Annotated in this window: 18 protein-coding genes; 7 read left to right on the plus strand and 11 right to left on the minus strand. The window is 41.1% G+C overall.

Annotated features, from left to right (window positions below; translation table 11 throughout):
• The first annotated feature begins 250 nt into the window (after positions 1–250).
• Positions 251–1,528, plus strand: a complete 1,278-nt coding sequence (locus tag H5185_RS14425; RefSeq protein WP_182742429.1) for an HNH endonuclease family protein — start codon at positions 251–253, stop codon at positions 1,526–1,528.
• Between the two features lie 395 nt (positions 1,529–1,923).
• The gene (locus H5185_RS14430; RefSeq protein ID WP_182742430.1) at positions 1,924–2,253 is read left to right on the plus strand and encodes a hypothetical protein; all 330 of its coding nucleotides are present in this window, start codon (positions 1,924–1,926) and stop codon (positions 2,251–2,253) included.
• A gap of 105 nt (positions 2,254–2,358) precedes the next feature.
• Here the strand turns inward: H5185_RS14430 and H5185_RS14435 are convergent, their stop codons facing one another.
• The 4 genes from H5185_RS14435 to H5185_RS14450 are packed head-to-tail and all read right to left on the minus strand — an operon-like array spanning position 2,359 to position 5,268.
• Positions 2,359–4,230: a DNA phosphorothioation-associated putative methyltransferase gene (locus H5185_RS14435; protein WP_220494469.1), complete on the minus strand. Its 1,872-nt coding sequence runs from the start codon at positions 4,228–4,230 to the stop codon at positions 2,359–2,361.
• Between the two features lie 42 nt (positions 4,231–4,272).
• Positions 4,273–4,443: a hypothetical protein gene (locus tag H5185_RS14440; RefSeq protein WP_182742431.1), complete on the minus strand. Its 171-nt coding sequence runs from the start codon at positions 4,441–4,443 to the stop codon at positions 4,273–4,275.
• Positions 4,444–4,460: 17 nt separating this feature from the next.
• Entirely contained in the window at positions 4,461–5,051 is a 591-nt protein-coding gene (locus H5185_RS14445) for a hypothetical protein (protein WP_182742432.1), read from the minus strand.
• A gap of 49 nt (positions 5,052–5,100) precedes the next feature.
• Positions 5,101–5,268: a hypothetical protein gene (locus tag H5185_RS14450; protein WP_182742433.1), complete on the minus strand. Its 168-nt coding sequence runs from the start codon at positions 5,266–5,268 to the stop codon at positions 5,101–5,103.
• Between the two features lie 174 nt (positions 5,269–5,442).
• Here H5185_RS14450 and H5185_RS14455 point away from each other — a divergent pair, with 174 nt between their 5' ends.
• Positions 5,443–6,264: an ABC transporter substrate-binding protein gene (locus H5185_RS14455; RefSeq protein WP_182742434.1), complete on the plus strand. Its 822-nt coding sequence runs from the start codon at positions 5,443–5,445 to the stop codon at positions 6,262–6,264.
• A gap of 197 nt (positions 6,265–6,461) precedes the next feature.
• Here H5185_RS14455 and H5185_RS14460 read toward each other — a convergent pair whose 3' ends face one another.
• Complete coding sequence (locus H5185_RS14460) at positions 6,462–7,151, minus strand: Hpt domain-containing protein (protein ID WP_182742435.1); 690 nt, start codon at positions 7,149–7,151, stop codon at positions 6,462–6,464.
• Between the two features lie 226 nt (positions 7,152–7,377).
• Between H5185_RS14460 and H5185_RS14465 the strand changes: the two genes are divergently transcribed.
• Both H5185_RS14465 and H5185_RS14470 read left to right on the plus strand, forming a co-directional pair.
• Positions 7,378–7,785, plus strand: coding sequence for a response regulator (locus H5185_RS14465; RefSeq protein WP_182742436.1), 408 nt, complete (start codon positions 7,378–7,380; stop codon positions 7,783–7,785).
• A gap of 3 nt (positions 7,786–7,788) precedes the next feature.
• Complete coding sequence (locus H5185_RS14470; protein WP_182742437.1) at positions 7,789–10,539, plus strand: PAS domain-containing protein; 2,751 nt, start codon at positions 7,789–7,791, stop codon at positions 10,537–10,539.
• Between the two features lie 164 nt (positions 10,540–10,703).
• Here H5185_RS14470 and H5185_RS14475 read toward each other — a convergent pair whose 3' ends face one another.
• The 5 genes from H5185_RS14475 to H5185_RS14495 form a co-directional block, all read right to left on the minus strand.
• Positions 10,704–12,944: a peptidase U32 family protein gene (locus tag H5185_RS14475; RefSeq protein ID WP_182742438.1), complete on the minus strand. Its 2,241-nt coding sequence runs from the start codon at positions 12,942–12,944 to the stop codon at positions 10,704–10,706.
• Between the two features lie 223 nt (positions 12,945–13,167).
• Positions 13,168–14,769, minus strand: a complete 1,602-nt coding sequence (locus tag H5185_RS14480) for an ABC-F family ATPase (RefSeq protein ID WP_124014803.1) — start codon at positions 14,767–14,769, stop codon at positions 13,168–13,170.
• A 463-nt stretch (positions 14,770–15,232) separates the two neighbouring features.
• Positions 15,233–16,636 carry an ethanolamine permease gene (gene eat / locus H5185_RS14485; protein WP_182742439.1) on the minus strand — a complete coding sequence of 468 codons (1,404 nt, stop codon included), beginning with the start codon at positions 16,634–16,636 and terminating at the stop codon, positions 15,233–15,235.
• Positions 16,637–16,704: 68 nt separating this feature from the next.
• Positions 16,705–17,595: an ethanolamine ammonia-lyase subunit EutC gene (eutC, locus tag H5185_RS14490; protein ID WP_182742440.1), complete on the minus strand. Its 891-nt coding sequence runs from the start codon at positions 17,593–17,595 to the stop codon at positions 16,705–16,707.
• Entirely contained in the window at positions 17,592–18,998 is a 1,407-nt protein-coding gene (locus tag H5185_RS14495) for an ethanolamine ammonia-lyase subunit EutB (protein ID WP_182742441.1), read from the minus strand. The genes eutC and H5185_RS14495 overlap by 4 nt, the downstream gene beginning before the upstream one ends.
• A 217-nt stretch (positions 18,999–19,215) precedes the next feature.
• On the opposite strand from H5185_RS14495, the gene H5185_RS14500 reads away from it, so the two are divergent.
• Both H5185_RS14500 and H5185_RS14505 read left to right on the plus strand, forming a co-directional pair.
• A complete protein-coding gene (locus H5185_RS14500; protein WP_182742442.1) occupies positions 19,216–20,175 on the plus strand; it encodes a helix-turn-helix domain-containing protein in 960 nt (319 codons plus the stop codon).
• Positions 20,176–20,377: 202 nt separating this feature from the next.
• Positions 20,378–21,268 carry a dienelactone hydrolase family protein gene (locus H5185_RS14505; RefSeq protein ID WP_182742443.1) on the plus strand — a complete coding sequence of 297 codons (891 nt, stop codon included), beginning with the start codon at positions 20,378–20,380 and terminating at the stop codon, positions 21,266–21,268.
• Between the two features lie 24 nt (positions 21,269–21,292).
• On the opposite strand, the gene H5185_RS14510 is transcribed toward H5185_RS14505, so the two are convergent.
• A partial coding sequence (locus H5185_RS14510) for a sensor histidine kinase (protein WP_220494470.1) occupies positions 21,293–21,737 on the minus strand: 445 nt, incomplete at its 5' end.

Here is a 21,737-nt window from a genome sequence, read left to right on the forward strand (position 1 = left end):
AAAGCTAATTAGCTTGATAATTTTAGAGATTATATAGTGAGTTGAAATATCGTTCTCTAAATTTCTTAATTCCTGTATTATCAATTCTTTATCAAAATCTTTTAAGCTAATTAGCTTTTCTAAGTTTATATTTTTCAATGTAGTTATAACAGAGGTAAGAACCTACGAACAGTATCAATTTGATGCATTTGAATCTCTAAATACTACAGGTGTACCTCTAACAGCGTTAGATATTTTTAGAGCCAAAGCGTTGAGTGCATATAGTGAGAATGAACAAGTTTCGAGACATGATATAGATCTGTTAGATTCTATAGACAAATATATTCAAAGTTTACCTCAAAAATCACGAGCAAAAGAATCTAGAGATATAGTCTCCTCATTTGTTTTATACATTGAAGGGATTAATCCTGAAGAACATTTGAGTTGGCAAAGAAATAAATTAATTGACTTGTACAATAAAGCTGAACAATTGAATAATATAGAGGTTTTAATTCATTCGCTTAAGGAAATTGTCGATTTTAGAGTTGATTTCTGGAACGAAAAAAATGTAGTCAAACAATTAGAAGAATTACCAGAAAGAGACGAGGTGTTAGTATATCTTGACTATTTTAGGCAACTTAATAGTACTCTATTAATTCCGATTGTTACGAGAATTTATAATTTATATTATTTTAAAAATAAAAAATCATTTGTAAAACAAATTAAGGCATTAATGCACTTTGTTGTTTTATGGCGGCTATCTCATCCGAACACTGCTTCCATTGATAAAGTATTTAAAAATTTAATGTTAGGCAACAATACCCGCTCAGCTTTATGTGTAGGCTTAGGCCCTAAAAATAAAATATTAGACGAAGAAGGGGTTATTAATTTTTTATCTAACGAATTACGAATAAAAAAAATAAATACATTTGATTTGTGGAGTAATAAATTTAAAGGGAACTCAATATATACAGTAAGTAAACCAACTGCTCGATTAGCAATTCTAGCATGCTATCATCATTCAGAAATAATGATAGATCAAGTGACAATATCGAAAACGAAAGCAAAGCTAAGTGATCAAAATGATTTACTCAATATTACTAGCTGGAAAAGTAATCGGTATAAAACTCTTGAGCACATAGCTCCTCAAAATATGAAGAATACAAACGATTGGGACCAGGATATTTATTCCGATGGTGAGGCATTTTCAAACTCGCTTGGTAATTTAACCCTTTTGCCAGAAGCGGAAAATACAGCAATTGGTAATAACACATGGCATGTAAAAAAAGATTATTTAAAGTGTTTTACTGCAATCAATAAAGATGAAATAGATATTAATATTTCAAAACTTAAATTAAATGGGTTGTCAGTAAAAAAGAGCACGATTGACATAATGTATGGTAACTATGCTCTAGGGCTTCCAGTTTTATCTTTATTAAACATTGATGTTTGGGATAAAAACATAATTCAAAATAGACAGTTGAATTTTGCTAAATTAATTTGGTGTCAGGCATGTGTTTATTTGAATTTACAAAATATTGAAAATTAATGCGATTAATTAAGATGAATTAACCAGAGTTTATTTAATAAATTCCTGGTTAATTGTGTTTAATATGAAATCTTTATCCACTTTCTACGTAATTGACAAACTGATATCTAGCTGGAAAATCTTAACTTTACTGTATTCATGTAAAGTTTTTAGTTGTTCGGTCAACATTATTGTAGCCCAAAATTGAACTGATCCTATCTGATATGGGTTTTAATCAAAATACTACATATCCGCTAATACAGAAATGCTACAATTTTAGCAGGAAGTGGATTTACAACTTAATGTTTACAGCTTTTAATGTTAAGCAGTTGAAGTCTCAATAGCTTATCTGGGTAAGATTTAATTTAACTATTGAATGCAAATATAATCGTACACTCAATTAAAAGGAATTTATTATGTCATCATCACAATTATACAAACTCAATAAAACACCTAGTGGAAAGGCATTATGGACATATATGGCTGCTGTACTTAAAGCAACTAAGATGGATAAGGGACAAGTATATCCACTGAAAAAATTTCTAGGTAATTTTAAAACACACCTAGACAACAATCGAGTTAAACTTGTTGAGGGTGGCTATCAGTTAACTCCTAAAGGTATTGATTACTTTCAAGACCGTTACAATGTAGCTAGCCGACAACACATTAATGAATCTGAAGTAGAGATAATGCTAAAAGGTATTCTAACGGGTGTAGGTAATGATGAATGGGTTGCACTCGGATAATCTACTGTATTATTAACTGTGATTTAAGCCAAATTATTTTAAATCTAAAGTAATTTGGCTTTCGACGCGCTTCGTTGCATCTGATTTATTATATTTTACAATGCTTTATTTATAATATTGCTCTTTATCCATCAACACCGGCCGTTTATTTACTTCCACATAATCAAAAAAATCCACATCGAGCTGCCACATTTTGACCTTGATACGCTCGCGTAAGGTTGGGAGTGGGCTGATGTCGAAATTGTCATATCCCATAAAGCTGACTTTGCCTGAAGTGATGTGAATTTTTACCAAATCGATTTCATCGAGTTCGCCATACAGCTGTACTGCTGCGCCAACATAGACACGCAGTAATGCGGGCAGGTAACTTAAGTATTTTTTATGGAACTCTAACGAGTGTCCGTTATTGAGTTTACTTGCAGGTAGTTTGTTGTCGTGTGCGTCGATACAAGCTTGTTCAATAAGTTGGGTGTCTGCGATGGCAAATAATAATACCTTGGCTTCATTAATAGCGACTTTATAGGTATCAAAAAATATTTTGATGTCTCGTTTTTGCTCGTCGGGTAAACGACTGTAACCCTTGTGTTGTTCGAACTGACTTAATGCAAAATATACTAATAAGTCTTCACGTCTTAAGGCTATGGCTTGTTCAAATTCCAGTTCAGCGGATTCGCCTTGTACTTGTATGAGTAATTTAAAGGCCTTTTTAGCATTACCGAAATGCATTGTAATCTTGGCAGATTCGGCAAACTCGTCTTCAACAGGTAAGCGGCCAAGCTCTAAACATCGGTCCCAAAACGTGATTAACAATGTTTGGTGTTGAGTGAACAATAATCGCGCTTGTTCTTCGCTTGTTGGCGTCGGTGTGGTTATTTGGTGCCATTGGTGATGGCGTTGATGACGCTTTGCTAAAAAGCGTTGTTCTTCAATTTTGTCGCGGAAAATATAATAAATGCCTGGTGCTACAGCGATAGCATTTTCGTCTAACGTGCGTTCGATATAACCTTTTAGTTCTGCTTGGGCATAATATTTTTGAAACGTATTACGTGAGGTAATTACACCGTCTTTATAGGGCGTAAATTGACTGATAAAGCTGTCGTTTGCCAGCATGGCTGACACGACTAATAACTTTCTAGAAAGATGCCAAGCGCCTCGTATGGCTTCTGTTCTTTCTATTGCGTCTTCGATGACGTTAATCACAAAACCAATGTTGACAATGTCGGACTCCACTTTGTCTGAGTCTGGAAAAAAGTTAGGGTCCCAACCTAGTGCTTCTAAACCGTGGGCTTGTAGTTCTCTTAAATCGTCCCCTCTACCACATCCATAGTCAAATATACTGTAATCACCGTTTAAATAACTTTGTTTGGCTAGATGTTTCATCGGTGAGCTTAGATCATGCCGCACCAATGCGGTTTTATGTCGGTCGATATTGCTGCTGTCATCGTTTGCAGATGCAAAACTGGAGCTTCTAAAGAGTCGTCCATCAACGAGTTCGTATCCGTGCTGTTGGATTATTTTTTCCCATGACTGTTTAAACCCGATCATGCGACTTTTGGCATATAAGCCTGCATTTTCACCTTCTTGTGTGATGGCGACAAATTCTTGGTAACAAGCATGAGAGCTTGGCAACATAGTTTCTTTACGATGCAGAATGGGTGGATTATCGCTAGATAAGTATTGGGTGATGCGATGTTCAAGCTTGCTTAAGTCAACAGTGACGCTTTGGGTAAGTGCAGGGTAGGCTTCGGTAAAAAAAGTAGGGTATGACAAGAGTGATAATTTGAATTCAGCTTTACTGAGCTTGATAACTTGCCAATCGTCGAGTGGGATTTTTAACGCATTACTTACCGCAATGATGAAACCACTGAGTTGTTCATCTATTTCAGCGAAACCGTCTTGATGTAGATAATGCGCGTCGGGTAATTTTTTACCTAACGGCATTGTTGTCACAAGCTTTTTAAATAAAACTGCATCCATAATGTATTTCCGTTTCGTTTAGGTGATAAATCTCAACGACGTTTACTTTTGTTCAATTAAGTACCAAAAACTGTTGCCTTGTTTTTTGTGGTTAATTTTTCCTGCTTGGCGCATATGCATTAAATGACAAGAGGATACTTTTAGCCGTCGCATAGTGTCTTTACTGTTTAGCCATTGCGACGTTTCATCTATTTCTGTTTGAGGTTTATCCATACTGCCTCTTTTTACTATTAATAATCCACTTGCCTAATCACCGCAATCGCCGTTTCATTACGGCCTTTTTTAGACGGGACACGATGGCCGGTGTCTGCATTGGTTTTCATGGTTTGTATGAATTGGTTCATTTGTGGGCCAATGCTGATGTGTATCGGTCGATGTTTACCGTAATAGTACAGGCGGTCAAATTTCAGATTTTCGCACATCCACTGCGCCACCAGTTGCATATCAATCGGTTTATCATCCTTGTTGCTCACTAGGGTAAAGTCGCAGGCGGCACCTAAGCGATCGCAGATGATTTTTTGATTTTGATTGAGTTCGTATGAGCAATGTTGATCAAGTTTTGGCGCAATATGCGGATTGCGATTTTTAGCAATCTTTCTGACCAGCTCAGGCGAACAAAAACCATAAGTCAGCGCTATGGGTCCAAATTGATCGACGATTGGATCAAGTATTTGAGTGGCTAACAAACTGAGTGCGCGCCATGTGTCGGGTTGCAGTGGCAAATTTTCTATTTGATGTTCGATAGCCGTAGTCCCGCAGTTTATTAAATCTGCGTAGGTAAAAAAGCGACTCGCTTTGCCATTGATATTATAGGTAAACAATCAACATCCGTTATCTGGGTTCATTTGGGGTAACAATACCGCTTATTGATTACGCTGACCAGATTGAACTGCAATCGTGATGATAAATGGGTAAAATAGCCGTCATCGAATTAATGTATCGATAAATGTGTTGCTGGCATTGCCATGACGTATTGATGGCAAAATGCTGGCGAAAAAATACATTGGATTGCTGTTTATCACTCAATTGAAGGTTCATGCCCAAATGCCTTGGTATGATGACTGGCGTAACAGATTTTTTATGTCTAATGTTTATAGACTAAGGTTTATAGGTGCTCGCAAAGTGCCGTTTGACTAGACAGTGCTTCAATATCCCATCAAATCGACTTTTACCCTGCAAGAATTGATAAGTAATAAGGTGAGAAGTAAGCCTATGCGATTAAGAATTTTATTACTTTTACTTATTTATTTTCCAGCGTATTTTGCCTATGGGCAAAAAGCAACGTCATCATGTTATGAGCCGATTAACGTTGGTTTTAATAGTTGGGCGCCGTATTCTTGGTTGGATAGCGCCGGTAAACCCGTTGGGCTCGATGTTGATATGCTCACTATTGTGGCGGACAACTTAGGTTGTAAGTTAAACTTTATCGATATGCCCGTAAAGCGAGCCCACAGAATGTTACAAGAAGGCACCTTGGATATTATGATGGGCGCAAGTTATAGACCTGAGAGAGAAGCTTATGCTGATTTCTCAGTACCGTACCGTGACGAAGAAATTAAGTTATTTGTAAAATCTGATTTAGCTTCACAGATCAAAATTGATAAATGGCAGGATATATTTAGTCAAAAGCTCGTCCTCCTAGCGCCTATTTTTGGTTGGTATGGGGCAGATTTTTTGGCATCAGAACAAGCGTTAATCAAGCAAAAATTATTAATTTTCAGTCGTAATGCCACCCAATCAATTCGCATGCTGGGTTACGGTAGAGGCGATGTTGTCATTGGCGATTCTATTGCCGTACCTTATATAGCAACTCAGATTGAAAGGATTTCTGTTACAGAATTACCGCTGATATTAGACCATAACCAAATTCACTTTCTGATCAGTAAAAAAACCACTAACCCAGAGTTAATTACAGGCATTAACCAATCGATCAAACGTTTATCCAGTCGGGGAGAACTAGCGCAAGTGATTGTTAAATGGCAGCAAATATCAATAGCTAAAACACAAGAAACGTCTGGTAAAGTGCCTTTGTGATGATACTTCGCAGCTGATTTATGCTTAGTGCTTTTATCGTCCTAAAAACAAATAAGGTTATCTAAAGAAGTGATTTTATTAATCGCTTATTCATTGCGCGTATTCATTTCACTTATCTATAGCACTTAAGTTAGTGCAAGTGCCGCATGCGAGTAGTACGCAGTTTTTATCAGCCTAATATAAGCACAACCTTGAGCTTATAACTTTTGCGACAGTGAGGCTAATGCGTCAAGTGCTTGCTCAAAATCGAGCATCTCAACGGTATCATGCAGACTAGCTAAGTCTTGTTGCAGTAACACCTTATCCGATAGCATATTTTGTAGGCGTAAAGTGACGTCGAGTGCGTTGAGATTACCGTCCATTAGATGCTGTTTAAGTTCTGCTAGGGTCGAGGTTAACTCTGCGCTTGAATAGTCGTCTACAGGTGCTGGTGTATCTGTTATAGATGAATTTAGTAATAGGCTATGAATACTTGAAAGCTCAGCTTGCGCCACAGCACGAACATGCGCTATCAGTTCTTCGCATACAAGATCAAGGTTAGCAGCATTTTCATCATAAGCTTGTTTAAGCTTTTTTTCGCCGTCTACTAGGGCCAAATGCAGAGATGACAAGCCGGTGGATCCTGAACTACCTTTTAGGGTGTGAATAATGACCAGAATGTCCTTGGTATTATTATCTAACATCATCTGATCCAGATTTTGCAGCTGTTGTTGTAAATTTGTTTCAAAAATATGTATTAAGCGCCGATAAAATAGTTCGTTGCCTGCAAAGGGGGCAAGTAAATTTTCGAGCGTTTTATTTGCTGATGTTGAACCTAAGTGATTAGCACTATTTGAGGCAGTTTGTGCAACCGAGTGCGGATTACTAGGATTTTTGTTCGCTTTCATCTCTTTACTCTCGGTTTATGATGGCTTGGCTGATCCGCTACCAAAAAGATAATAGCAGTTTAATTACAACAGTGATATTGGATGAACTATACCTATAGACACGAGTACTTTATTGTTAATCAATAGGGTTATTCAACAACTTAGTTTGCTACAACATCATTAATAAGATTATATTAGCAAATCAAATTAGCCAAATTTGGGTTTTACTCACCAAAACGGAGCCGGCATGCCGCTAGAGAAAATTTTACACGTAGAAGATGATGAGTCGATTCGAGTTATCGTTGAAATGGCTCTGGTTGATATCTCAGGTCTTACTTTGGTGTCTTGTGAGGGTGGGCATGAGGCGATTAGTCAACTGGCGCACTTTACACCCGATTTAATATTGTTAGATGCCATGATGCCAGGTATGGATGGTTTGCAAACCCTGCACGAAATTCGTAAAAATGTACATTGCGTTAACATTCCGGTGGTATTTATGACCGCCAGAATTCAGCATACTGAAAAACAGGAATATTTAGATGCTGGCGCTGTTGACGTTATTGAGAAACCCTTTGATGCCATGAGTCTTGGCGATTCACTCGAGCGTATTTATCAAGCCCATCTTGCTTCAGCAAAAATCAACCATCCGGAGTAACTGATGCAAGCTCCCGTAACACCGATTTTCGAACAACTAAGGCTCATAGCGTTACACAATACTGGCCTATTAGATACGGCTCCAGAGCAACGTTTTGATCGCCTAACTCATTTAGCTAAACTTTGCCTTGGCACCGAAATAGTGCTGATTTCATTGGTGGATGCTAAGCGGCAATGGTTTAAATCCAAACAAGGTTTAGCGGCCTGTGAGACGAGTAGAGACATTTCATTTTGTGGTCATACGATTTTAGCCGAATCTATTTTTGAAATCCACGATGCCCAGCTCGACAGCCGATTTGCAGATAATCCATTGGTTACCGGCGCGCCATTTATTCGCTTTTATGCTGGTGTTCCGTTAGAGATTAACGGTGAGCGCATTGGCACACTTTGCTTTATTGACAGCCAACCTCGGCAGTTTACCGATAAAGAGCGCCAAATCGCTTTTGAGTTTGGCAAGAGCGTTGAGCAAGAAATTCAAGACCGATTACAAGAGCAGTCAAATGAACTATTAGCGGCAAGTGAGCTAATGTATCGGTCGGTGCTTGAAGGGACCAGAATTGGTACTTGGCAATGGAATATACAAACCGGTGAAACTGTTTTTAACGAGCGTTGGGCAGAAATGATTGGTTATCAGCTTGCTGAGCTTGAGCCCATTTCTATCGACACCTGGTTAGCCGTAACCCATCCCGATGATTTAGACCACGCCAAGGCGGCATTAGAGGATCATTTTAATGGTTTAAGCCCATTTTATGATGTTAATTTCCGCATGCAACATAAACAGGGGCATTTTATATGGGTGCATGACAGAGGCCGAGTGATTTCATACTCAGACGATGGTAAGCCTCTGATGATGTACGGCACCCATGCCGATATCACCAAACAACATGATAACGAACTAGCATTACGACAAAGTCGAGATCAGTTTAAAACCTTAGTGACTAATATACCTGGGGTAACTTACCGATGTCATCATGATGAGCATTGGTCCATGCTGTATATGAGCGATCATATTTATGCGCTCTCAGGCTACCTCGCCAGCGATTTTATTGATAACTCTCAACGCAGTTTCGTGAGCATCATTCATCCCGAAGACAGAGATTTATTAATTCAAACGGTTGAAAAAGCAGTGCTTAACCATGCCAGTTGGGTACTCAATTTCCGTATTTTGCATCAAAATGGTTCGGTTCTATGGGCTGAAGGTCGCGGCGCTGCGGAATATGATAGTCGTGGGGCTATTAAATACCTAGATGGTTTTATTTTAGATATTAGCAAAGAGAAAAAACTTCAAGATCAATTACATAAACTCACACAGCAGTTGCCAGGGGTTTTGTATCAGTTTCAGTTATGGCCCGACGGTCACAGTGCATTTCCGTATGCCAGTTCTGCCATCGAAGACATTTATGGTGTAAAACCCGAAGACGTGCAAACGGATGCGTCCACCGCGTTTGCCAAAATTTACCCCGAAGATTTGCCGGCGGTAGCCAAGAGTATTGAAGATTCAGCACAACAACTCACGCTGTGGGAACAGGAATATCGGGTTTACAGGGATGATAATACCTTAGTGTGGTTATCTGGCAGTGCTTCGCCAGAAACCATGCCCGATGGCAGTATTTTGTGGCATGGGTACATTCAAGATATTACCCAAACAAAAGAGCATTACCTCAAACTTGAAGATCTCAATTTGCAATTGAATGTTGCTCAGCAAAGCCTTGATTTAGCTAGCGAGCAAGCTCAAATTGGTTATTGGCATGCGTCATTAAAACAGGGCACCTTATGGTGGTCGCCTATCATTTACCAAATATTTGGTTTTGACGCCCATGACATCGTTCCCAGTGTGACCTTGCTTAAAAGTGCCGTTCATCCAGATGATATTGATAAAGTGGATAAAAGTGAACAGCAGGCTCGCTTAACAGGCATTCATAATGTGGTTCACCGAATTATTCGACCTAATGGTGAAGTTCGTTGGGTGCATCAGTTAGGGCAATTAGTTGCCGAGGATAAAAATCCTGATCAGATAATAATCGGCTCAGTACAAGACGTTACCGATAGGATGCAATTACAACAAGTTAAAGATGACTTTATCTCAACAGTAAGTCATGAGCTGCGTACGCCATTAACATCGATTTTTGGCGCCTTAAATTTATTGCAGTCTGGTAAGTTGGTTACCTTACCCGCAAAAGCGGACAAGCTGATTGAAATTGCCAGCAGCAACTGTAAGCAGCTTAGCCGTTTGATCAATGACTTATTAGATATTGAAAAACTCGCGGCTGGAAAGATGTTGTTTGAAATGAAACGCTTAAATGTTGTGCCTCTATTACAAAGAGCCATTGACGATCATCAACCTTATGCTGACTTACATCAAATCACCCTGGCATTGCAATTAAACCACGCAATGGATGAGATCCTTGTCTACGTCGATGAGCATCGTTTATTACAAATCTTGACTAACTTCCTGTCCAATGCGGTTAAATTTTCACCGACAGCGGGAAGTGTCACTCTGTCTACCACACTCATTGGTAATCAGGTTGAGATTGCTGTGCAAGATCAAGGTGATGGTATTCCTGAAGATTTTCAGAGCAAAATTTTTGAACGTTTTTCTCAAGCAGACGCCAGTAGCTCTAAGGCCAAAGGCGGTACAGGTTTAGGTTTAGCACTGTGTAAGGAGCTGACTGAAGCAATGAATGGCAGTATTGGCTACAGTTCAACACCCGGTTATGGTGCCAGGTTTTATATTCGCTTACCCATCTCTGTTTAAGGCTCAGGCTCAAGGGTTATTTGAGCTTGAACAGTCGATAAAAAGTTCTGTTTCGGTGTGCCAGTTTCAGCTAAGCAAAAGGGTCAGAGTACTTTATAGCGTAATCTGACCCTTTGCTGTAGCTTCAAACTTGTTGCCAACCGGCTTCACACTCACATAATCAACTACAAGCCTTGCTGATACTGAGCATTGGTTGCAATGGTGACCAGCTGATTAAGTTCAATTTTGGCTTGTGTGACACCTTTAAGCACGTTTTCAAAGTGATTAACCAGTTGTACTTTATCAATTTCAGCTTTTGAACCAGAACCAATATTGGTTAAGTCGATAAAGAATTCATCAAACAAGTAGGATAAGTCTTCAACCGCTTCGATGTTTAAGAACTGCTCGTGGTTGTAAATACTTGGGTAGCCGCCTTTTTGCTTGTCTACCGCAAACGATATGCCTTTTACGTTAGTGATCGTCGTAGCTTTTTCGCATTTCAACATACAGCCATCTTCAATGCTGGGCTTATTACAACCCACCGTTTGTTGGAAAAAACATTGTCTGCTGGTCATCATCAAAATCGGGTGATAAATGCTATACAGCAGTTTAAAGTTTTCTGGTCTGGCAATATTTTTAATTTGATTGCGATTAATCTCGTTAGAGATAAACGCGCCTGCGCAATTGAGCTGCTCTTGCAGGGTAAGTAAAGCATAAGAGTTGGTGGTGTTTAAAAATGGTCCTGCAATCCACTCAATGCCCATTTCATAAGCTTTAAACGCGACACCAGTATTGTTTGTGACAATACGCTTAGGCTTAACCACTTCTAACACTCTTACCGCTTCGAGGTAATCTTTGCCAATAAGCACTGCTGGAAACCAAGGGATGAGTCTTGGGTTACGCAAAAATATGTCGATGTACTTGTTGTCATTCTTCTTAAAGCTTTCTGGCAGCTTAAAGTAGATATCGGCCTGGGTAACATCACACAAGTTAACGTCTTTTTCATCGCTGATAAGCAAAGACAGGGTTGGCGTTTCAGTGACTTTTGGGCGTTTAGGTAACTTGGGCAAGGTTACAGCGCCTATGTATTCTCGTTGAGTTAGCTGTAACAGTAATTCATTTTTAAGCTGGGTTAATTGGCTAAACGGCAGGCTTAAGTCAGCATCTAAGCCGTCAAAGTTGAATGCTTGTAACTGGTAGCCACTGCTTTTTAAGCTTTTAAAGCGCTTTTCAATTGCCGCTTCATCAACGCGAGATTCAGTGGCTTTGGTTAAGGTCAGTGTCGAGTTAATGACAAAGTGTTGCTCTGGAGTGCTAACCGCTATTGATAACGGCTGCGCCACTTTACCGGAAAATGCCAGTGACAGTGTTGGTTTTGCAATACTTAAGTGATTAATTTTTTCTGCAACTAGCTGCACAATCGCGTCTTTTTCAGACGACAATGTTTGTTGTGCTTCTTGAATTTGCACCACAGATATTGCATTACTTTTGTCGTTAGCATGCTTAAAACTGTTATCGCGCGGGTTATCGATAAACATGTCTTTGGTGAGATTACCCTTTAAAAATGAGTTGGTAAAATCACGATTAAATACCCGGTGTAAATTAGAGTCATCGGCTAGCAGTTTGCCGGTATCGATAAATTTATCAATTTGCTTGCGCCAGCTATCTACTACAGTGTGGACATATTGAGCGCCTTTAATACGGCCTTCAATTTTAAGTGAATCAACACCCGCATCGACCAGTTCAGGTAAGTCAAAATAGGCTGAGTTGTCTTTTAAATTGAGCGGAAACTTATTGCCCGCGGCAGTAATTTCGTATTCGTCACGACAGGCCTGGCTACAACGGCCACGGTTACCCGAATTACCGACACTGACTGAGCTTGAATAGCACTGGCCAGAGAAAGCAATACACAATGCACCATGAACAAACACTTCGGTCAGCACGTCGTGATCGTGGGCTAGGGTGGTGAGGCTTTTTATTTCGCCAAGGTTTAACTCGCGCGATAAATTAACGCGTGTGGCGCCAATTTTAGCTAAAAAGCCTATTTGACCTTCATTGTGGGTTGTCAGCTGGGTTGAGGCGTGAATGGCTAAGCTAGGGAAATGCTTGCTGACCAAATTAAACAGACCGAGGTCTTGCACGATAATGCCGTCGATGCCGGTATTAACCAATTGATTGAGCAACTTAACCAATGTTGGAATTTCGTTCTCAAGAATAACGATATTCATGGTGAGAAACACTTCACATTGGTATTGATGAGCAAGTGCGATAACACCAATTAAGTCATCGAAGGATAAGTTGGCTGCTCGGTTACGGGCGTTGAAGGTATCTAAGCCACAATAAACGGCGTTAGCACCGGCTATAATCGCAGCTTTAATCGCATCGACATCTCCACCTGGCGCCAATAATTCGATTTTTCTATTCATGATATTTTCGCTTTGTTAAGTCGTTAGTTATAAATTTTATAAGCCGATTTTACGTGTATCTGAAACGGATTACTATTGATTAGCGAATGCGAATGTATTCATTTTTTTGGGATAAATGAAACAAAAAAGGTCTTCATGATTGCAATGTAATGCAATAGGAAGACCTTAATGCTAACCATCTATCTATTCATGCGCATTGACTAATACGTATTCCATAAGGGGATTAGCCTCTGGCTTCTGCTTCCGCTTGGCTTGCAAGGTATTCGTCAAATGTACCTTGAAAGTTAATCAATTTTTTGTCTTTGACATCAATAATACGCGTTGCCAAAGATGACACAAATTCGCGGTCATGGCTGACAAATATCAATGTGCCTTCAAATAATTTCAAGGCTTGATTTAACGCTTCAATAGCTTCCATATCCATGTGGTTGGTTGGCTCATCCATTACCAGTACGTTAATATCCATCATCATTAACTTACCGAATAATAAACGGTTTTTCTCCCCACCAGAACAGTTGCGGACTTTTTTGTTGGCATCGTCATCTGAGAATAGCAAACGGCCTAACATACCTCGAACCATCAAATCATTGTGTTTTGGTGTGCGCCATAGCGACATCCAATCAAATAAAGTCATGTCATTATCAAAGTCAGCGGTACTGTCTTGTGGACAATAACCAATCGCGGCATTTTCAGACCATTTAATACGGCCATGATTATGCTGTAATTCATCAACTAAACAACGAAGTAGCGTGGTTTTACCCACACCGTTTTCACCAATAATCGCCAGTTTTGAACCCGCTTCAAGAATAAGATCACCGTGTTCGAATAACACTTCATCAAATCCGTGTGACAATTCTTCTAGCACCAGTGCTTGGCGATGCAATTTCTTGCTTTCGGTAAAGCGAATTGATGGGGTAATGCGGCTAGATGATTTAACGTCATCAAGCTTAATTTTATCCATTTTTTTAGCACGCGAGCTAGCTTGTTTCGCTTTAGATGCGTTGGCACCAAAGCGGTTAACGAAGTCTTGTAGCTCGTCAATCTCAGCACTTTTCTTAGCATTACCGGCTAATAGTTGTTCACGTATTAAGCCTGATTGTGCCAAGAAGTATTCGTAGTTACCTGGGTAAACTCGTAATTCGCCGTAATCGATGTCAGCCATGTGGGTACAAACAGAGTTCAAGAAATGTCTGTCATGCGAAATGATGATCATGGTGCATTTACGTTTGTTTAGCTCGGTGGCTAACCAACTAATGGTATGAATATCCAAGTTGTTGGTTGGCTCATCGAGTAACAAGATGTCTGGGTTAGCAAATAAAGCCTGTGCCAGTAGCACGCGCAATTTCCAACCTGGAGCAACTTGTTGCATTAAGCCAAAGTGGAATGACTCTTCAATGCCTGCTTCTAACAGAATTTCGCCGGCGCGACTTTCTGCAGTGTAGCCGTCCATTTCTGCAAACTGGCTTTCTAAATCGCCTACTCGCATGCCGTCTTCGTCGGTCATTTCAGCTTTAGCATAAATGCTGTCACGTTCTTGTTTCACTTTCCACAGGCCAACATCGCCCATGATCACAGCATCAACAACGCTGTATTGCTCAAAGGCAAACTGATCTTGGCTCAGGGTACCGACTTTAAAGCCAGGTGTAATCGACACGTTGCCTGAGGTTGGGGCTAGGGCGCCACTCAAGATTTTCATGAACGTAGACTTACCACAGCCATTTGCGCCGATTAAACCGTAACGGTTACCGTGACCAAATTGAGCCGAGATGTTTTCAAATAATGGCTCAGGGCCAAACTGCATGGTGATATTAGCGGTAGAAATCAAAGCAATGTTCCAACTGTGTACTAACTGAGTATTTATCAACAAAGGGCGAGTAAACAGCCGTGTGAGAATAAGACAGACGCGAGTATATGTAAGTAAATAGGCCGCGGATTATACAGGTTAGGGTTAATTTGTCGATTTATAATCTGCTAATATTGTCTATCTGTGCCTTTATATGCAGATGCGCTTAACCCCGCGGGTTAAAAGTACGATTACGCTAAATGGGTTAATCTGTGTGCAATTGATTTGACCTGGGGATAAATGGCCACATTCGCTCAGGTATCAGGGTTATGGTATCTGCGGGTAGGAAGGCTTGCTGGCTTCAGAATAGGGCATCAATAGGCGATTTAAACTGTCACAGTTGCTCCGTTAACCCTTATATACTGTTAAGGATAAAGCTCGGTGATATTTGCTCCGCGCTTTATCCTTTATGTTTACATAACAGTATCGATAAGTTAACTGCCGATTAGTTGGCTATCGATAAGTCTGATTCTGCCGCGGCAAGCATGGCAAATTCTTCATCGGCACTTTTGGCGACCAAGCGTGATGAGCTGTAGCCAAAGTAATAAGCAGCGCCAATCACAAATAAGCCTATTGTGAACAAGAATGCCCGTGGATCGAAGGCATACACACCTGTTAATGCGATTAAAGACAAGACTAACGCAATACTTGAGGTGACAATGCCGCCAGGGGTTTTGTATGGACGGATCAACTCAGGCTGCTTGATACGTAATATAATATGACTGAGTGCCATTAACGCATAAGACACAGTTGCGCCAACAACTGCCATCGCTAGCAGTAAATCACCTTCGCCGCTTAATGAAGCCAAAAAGCCAAATATTGCAGGTACGATTAATGCGCGAGCGGGGACTTTACGTGAGGTGGTAATCGATAATGAACGGGGGATATAACCCGCACGTGATAACGCAAACACTAACCGGCTATAACCATAAATAATAGAGAAGAATGAGGCCACTAAACCTGCTAAACCTAAAATATTAACCATCGTTGCTAAGCCATTATTGCCGGTGAGATTGAGCGCATCAACTAATGGCACTGCGCTGGCTCCCATGGCCGTTGCACCGCCAGCACCTGGTACTAATACCACCACGAGTAAGGCCGTAAACAGTAAAAATATCATCGCGCCAATAATGCCTTTTGGTACATCTTTGGCTGGATCTTTGGCTTCTTCAGCGGCTAACGGCACGCCTTCAACCGCTAAAAATAACCACATGGCAAACGGCAGTGCAGCCCAAACACCGTACCAACCTAAGGGTAAAAACTCACTGGCACCTGCAGCATCAGTAACCGCAATATCATAAAGCCGGGTTGCATCAAAGTTGCCAATAAGCACCACTGCAGTGGCAATAATAGCGATAACAGCTAATCCACTGATCACCATCATCACTTTAAGAGCTTCACCCACACCAGCGAGATGAATGCCCACAAACACTAAATAGAAGAGTGCATAAACCCAAGGACCATTAAAGCCGAGTAATTCTTGCACCGCAGAACCAATAAAAATCACGATTGCAGCAGGCGCGAGAGCATATTCAATTAATACGGCTAGTCCGGTTAAGTAACCACCAGCAGGGCCCATGGCTTGGCGAGCAAAACTGTAACCGCCACCCGCGGCAGGAATAGCCGCTGACATTTCAGCCAAAGATAACACTAAAGCTAAATACATGATCGCCATTAATATCGCTGCTATGGCAAATCCGCCCCAGCCAGCTTCAGCGATGCCAAAGTTCCACCCAGCAAAATCACCAGAAATAACGTATGACACGCCCAAACCTGCTAGTAACACCCAGCCGGCGGTACCGCCTTTTAGTTGCCTTTTGGCAAGGTACTCTTTGTTGTTCTCTGACATAATTAACTCTCCAGTAGTATTTAATTTTTATTTCGAATGAGTATTTAACATATTGAATTTATTCGCCGTTATTCAGCGATTAAAAAATTTTGCCTTGGCTGTTGGTGTTCAATCACATCGTCTTGAGTGCGATCTTTTAAATTGACTCCTGTTAGTTTGAGTTTTTTGGCCTCGGTTAATAAATACATCGCACGTTTAGCGGCCTCTTTATAAGGCAACCCCGCAGGGCGAATGTTAGAAATACAATTTCGACAGGCATCATTAAGTCCTGTTTTAGGTGCCCAAGTCAGATATAACCCGAGGCTGTCTGGTGAGCTGAGTCCCGGGCGTTCGCCGATAAGCACCATCACCACTTGGGCATTTAACAGCTGGCCAATATCATCGCCTATGGCCACTCGGCCTTGTTCAACCAAGGTAATTGGCGCGATTTTCCACTGTGTGATTTGCGGCTTGAGTAGGGTGAGTAATTCGTTGATAAAAGCTTGAGCATTAAGCTGCACCGCCAGTGATGACAAACCATCAACCACCACAATGGCAAGATCGTATTGGCTGTGGGGCGTTGGTCCTTGGCTATTCATGTGGCTTAATAAGCTGTCACGACCACTTTGGGACAGTTTTCGGCCAAGATCAGGGCGTTGCAAATAGGTAATACGATCATCTGCCTGACTGTGAACCTTGATTGGGCTAACCCTATCCAGTAAAGGAATACTGGCCAGTTGTGCTGCGAGTGCATCAATGTCCAGAGGGAAATTTACCGCGTCGCGAGCTTGTGCATGCGATAATTGAAACGCTAACAATTCTGCTGTGGGTAAACTAATGCCTGCTCTACCAAGACCAATGCGGGCGTCAGTAAAGCGGCGCAGATCGCGCCAAGGATTGGCCACCACCTTGCCATTATCTTGATGTGATATGCCAGTATCGACAGCATTATTAGATTGCTTTACATCAGGCGTGCTCATTTTGCGCCTCCTTGCAAAGCATAAAGCGGTTTGGCAAATGCGCTGGGTAGCGTGCTCGATAAAACAAAGTCGGTGTTATTTTTCATGATGTTCATTTTGGTTAGCCAGTGTTCAAACTCGGGCGCGGGATACGCGTCCAGTACTCGGCGGACATACAAGGCATCATGAAATGAGGTGGTTTGATAATTAAGCATAATGTCGTCTGACCCAGGAATACCCATCACAAACGAGCAACCGGCAACGCCTAATAGGGTGAGCAGATTGTCCATGTCGTTTTGGTCAGCTTCAGCGTGGTTTGTGTAGCAAACATCACAGCCCATTGGCACGCCTAATAATTTGCCGCAGAAATGATCCTCTAACCCTGCGCGGGTGATTTCTTTACCATCAAATAAATATTCAGGACCAATAAAGCCCACTACTGTGTTGACCAGTAATGGTGAAAACTTGCGCGCGACGGCATAGGCCCTAGCTTCACAGGTTTGTTGGTCTAACCCATGGTGAGCATTAGCAGACAACGAGCTGCCTTGACCTGTTTCAAAATACATCACGTTATTGCCAACCGTGCCCCTGTGTAGGCTTAATGCGGCATCTTGCGCTTCAGCTAAGGTATTGAGATTAAATCCGAAACTGGAGTTGGTTGCTTCAGTTCCGCCAATCGATTGAAACACCAAATCGACCGGGGCACCTGCTTCAATGCATTCAATGGTGTTGGTGACATGGGTGAGCACGCAGCTTTGGGTCGGGATATCATACTTTTGGATCACATCATCCATTAACTTCATTAGCTTAATCGCTTGTGCCACGTTATCGGTTGCAGGATTAATGCCGATAACCGCATCACCATTGCCATATAGCAAACCATCAAGTATTGACGCCGCGATGCCGTTAACATCGTCGGTTGGGTGGTTAGGTTGTAAGCGGGTCGATAAGTGTCCGGGTAAGCCTATGGTATTTCTAAAAGCGCTAGTGACATGGCATTTTTTAGCCACAAGAATAAGATCTTGATTACGCATGATTTTACTTACCGCAGCAGCCATTTCTGGGGTAATACCCATTCTGACTGCGGCTAATACTTGCGGTGTGGCGTAGTCACTTAACAGCCAATTACGAAAATCACCAACGGTTAAATGGCTAATATAAGCAAATGCTTGGGTGTCGTGTTCATCGATGATTAAGCGGGTCACTTCATCTTGCTCATAGGGAATGAGAGCGTCATTAAGAAACGTTTTTAAGGGCACATCAGCGAGTGTCATTTGAGCAACGGCTCGTTCTTTGGCTGATAAGGCAATTACGCCCGCTAAGCGATCACCCGAGCGCTGCGGCGTTGCCTTGGCCATTAGCTGGGCCAAGTCTTTAAATTGATATGTTTGGCTACCTAGAGTGTAGCGATACGAATGGCTCATTTATTACCTCACCGTCAACGATCAAACCTTGGTACAGGTTTTGCTGCTGTAATCGTTAATCAACTCATTTAATTAATTCAATACCAGCTTAATTCGTACCAAGTGGCTATCAAGTTTCGGCAAAGTCATTTTTTATGTTTTATATCAGAAAGATAAAATGGATTTAATCAAGATAATAAGGTGGGGTTAATCAATCTTTAACGCTAGGAGATGACAGATGGAGCACCATTTTAATCAGCTCGCACCAAAAAAGAGCGTGGTGCAAACCAATGACATCGATGAGCAAGCGCATAATTTAACCCAATGGCAGCAAGTTTATGATCAGGTCAGTAACGGCAGTTTTTATGGCTGTATTGAGGGCCTTGATTATCCAGACATGCACTTATTCAAAGAATTTACTCAACGAGCATTAAGGCAGCAGTGCAACATTGCGCCTAATTCTATTTGGTTGGGCATTCCATGTCGTTCTGAGCAAAGTAAAATAAATGGTTTACAGCTTGATACTCATCAGTTGATGTGTCGAAGCAGTGATTATGATTTTGAGTTAATCACCCCTGAGCAATTTACTATTTATGGTGTGGTGCTTAATCAACACAGCTTATATTCCATGGCTGAAATACAAGGGCTGTCGTTGAAGAACTTATCAACGCGAGGAGCGGAACGGATTGATTGCAATCCAATTTTACTCAATCAAACTCGTTTGATGATTGAAAAGTTGATTAACCACAGTGAATTAGGCTTGCGAACCGATCTACAGCAAGACATGTTAAGCACCTTAGCACTGAATTTATTAAGCCAACCAGCATCAACGCAAACGGTGGCCCCCAGTTATCAACATCGTTTAGCCATCGTTGAAAAAGTTAAAGCCTTTATCGATGACCATCCGCAACAGGCCGTGACCATCACTCAACTTTGTGAGCTTACTTTTGTTAGCCGCCGCACCCTGCAGTATAGTTTTGAGAGTATTTTAGGCATTAATCCATTGCGTTTTTTACGATTAACCCGTTTGAATAATGTTAGGCGAGAGCTTAAACAGCCTGATCTACACCATCCTATTTCAGTGATTGCGGCAAACTGGGGTTTTTGGCATCCAGGCCAATTTACTAAAGATTACACCCAATTATTTGGCGAGAATCCATCTCTTACCCGTCAGCGATATCAGCCAGCTCAACCTTAACTCATCACAATCGTTAGAGTGTCACATCGCGATAATTAGGCGCACCAAATCAATTGAACTTAAGCCGATGGCTAAGCGTATCAATTGCGCTGCCGGTGATTAATTAATCATCTTCAGCTAACATTAACTGTTATCTACTAATATCAACTAATATGAATAACCATCAATTACCGTAATGACACTTGATCAGAAGAGGGAACTTATGCAGCACAAATCCGTCGATAATATTCCGCAAGAAGCCTTTGATTGGTATGACGCCTATGCTCATGGTGGCATGGACCGACGTACCTTTATGACTAAATTAGGCTCGTTAGTGGCGTTAGGTTATTCAATGAGTGTTCTGACCTCAGCGTTACTGCCTAATTATGCCTTAGCTGAGCAAGTGTCATTTAATGATGCCGACATTAAAGCCACTTATACCCAATTTGATTCGCCTTTAGGTTATGGCAAAGGCCAGGGCTATTTAGTTGAGCCCACCAATAAAACCGCTTTATTGCCAGTGGTATTAGTAGTTCATGAAAATCGTGGTTTAAATCCATATATTGAAGATGTTGCTCGCCGTTTAGCGAAAGCGGGTTTTATTGCATTTGCGCCAGATGCGCTTTTTTCACTCGGCGGTTATCCTGGCAATGACGATGAAGGTCGGGCAATGCAGCAATCATTAGACCGAAGCAAAATTGAGCAAGACTTTGTTGCCGCGGCAAAGTTTTTGAAAGGCCATCAGCAAAGTAATGGCAAGCTGGGCGCGGTCGGCTTTTGTTTTGGTGGTTATATTGTGAATTATCTTGCCGCCGTGGAGGCTAATTTAATTCAAGCTGGGGTGCCTTTTTATGGCACCCCAGCGGCTAAAGCACTTAGAAAAAACATCAAAGCCCCTTTACTGATTCAGTTAGCTGAATTAGATGAAAGAGTGAACGCAACATGGCCAGAATATGAGGAGGATTTAAAAGCCGTTAATGTGCCATATCAAATGCACATGTATAACAAAACCAACCACGGATTTCATAACGACTCTACCGGCCGTTATGATGAAGCCAATGCAGAGCTTGCGTGGCAGCGAACATTAGATTTTTTCAATAAACAAATTAGTTAACCATTTTATTTTAATGATAAATATCTACATGGATGTGGATATAGGAAAGTAAATTTGAATACTTGTGCCTTTATTTAATTCAGACTTTACGACAATCTTGGCGTCATGTTGCTCGAGTATTTGTAGCACTATTGACATACCGATACCCGTTCCAGTCCCGACGGGTTTTGTGGTGTAAAATGCATCAAATATTCTTTGCTGAACCTCTTCTGACATTCCACAACCATTATCGGTAACATTTAATAATATCTCATCATTAACTTGAGTCAGATCGACACCTATCTTTGAGGTATGATTTGTCATGTACTCGCATGCCTGTATGGCGTTAACCAGAATATTAATGAGCACTTGATTGAGCTCACCAGAGTTAAAGATGATCTTTGGCACTGGTTGTAGATTTTGTGTAACAAGGACATTTTTAAGTTTCGGTCCTAATAACTTTAACGCTATCTCAACTGCAAGCAGTAGA

The organism is Shewanella sp. SG44-6 (genome assembly GCF_014164185.1).
GTDB classification, from domain to species: Bacteria; Pseudomonadota; Gammaproteobacteria; order Enterobacterales; family Shewanellaceae; genus Shewanella; species Shewanella vesiculosa.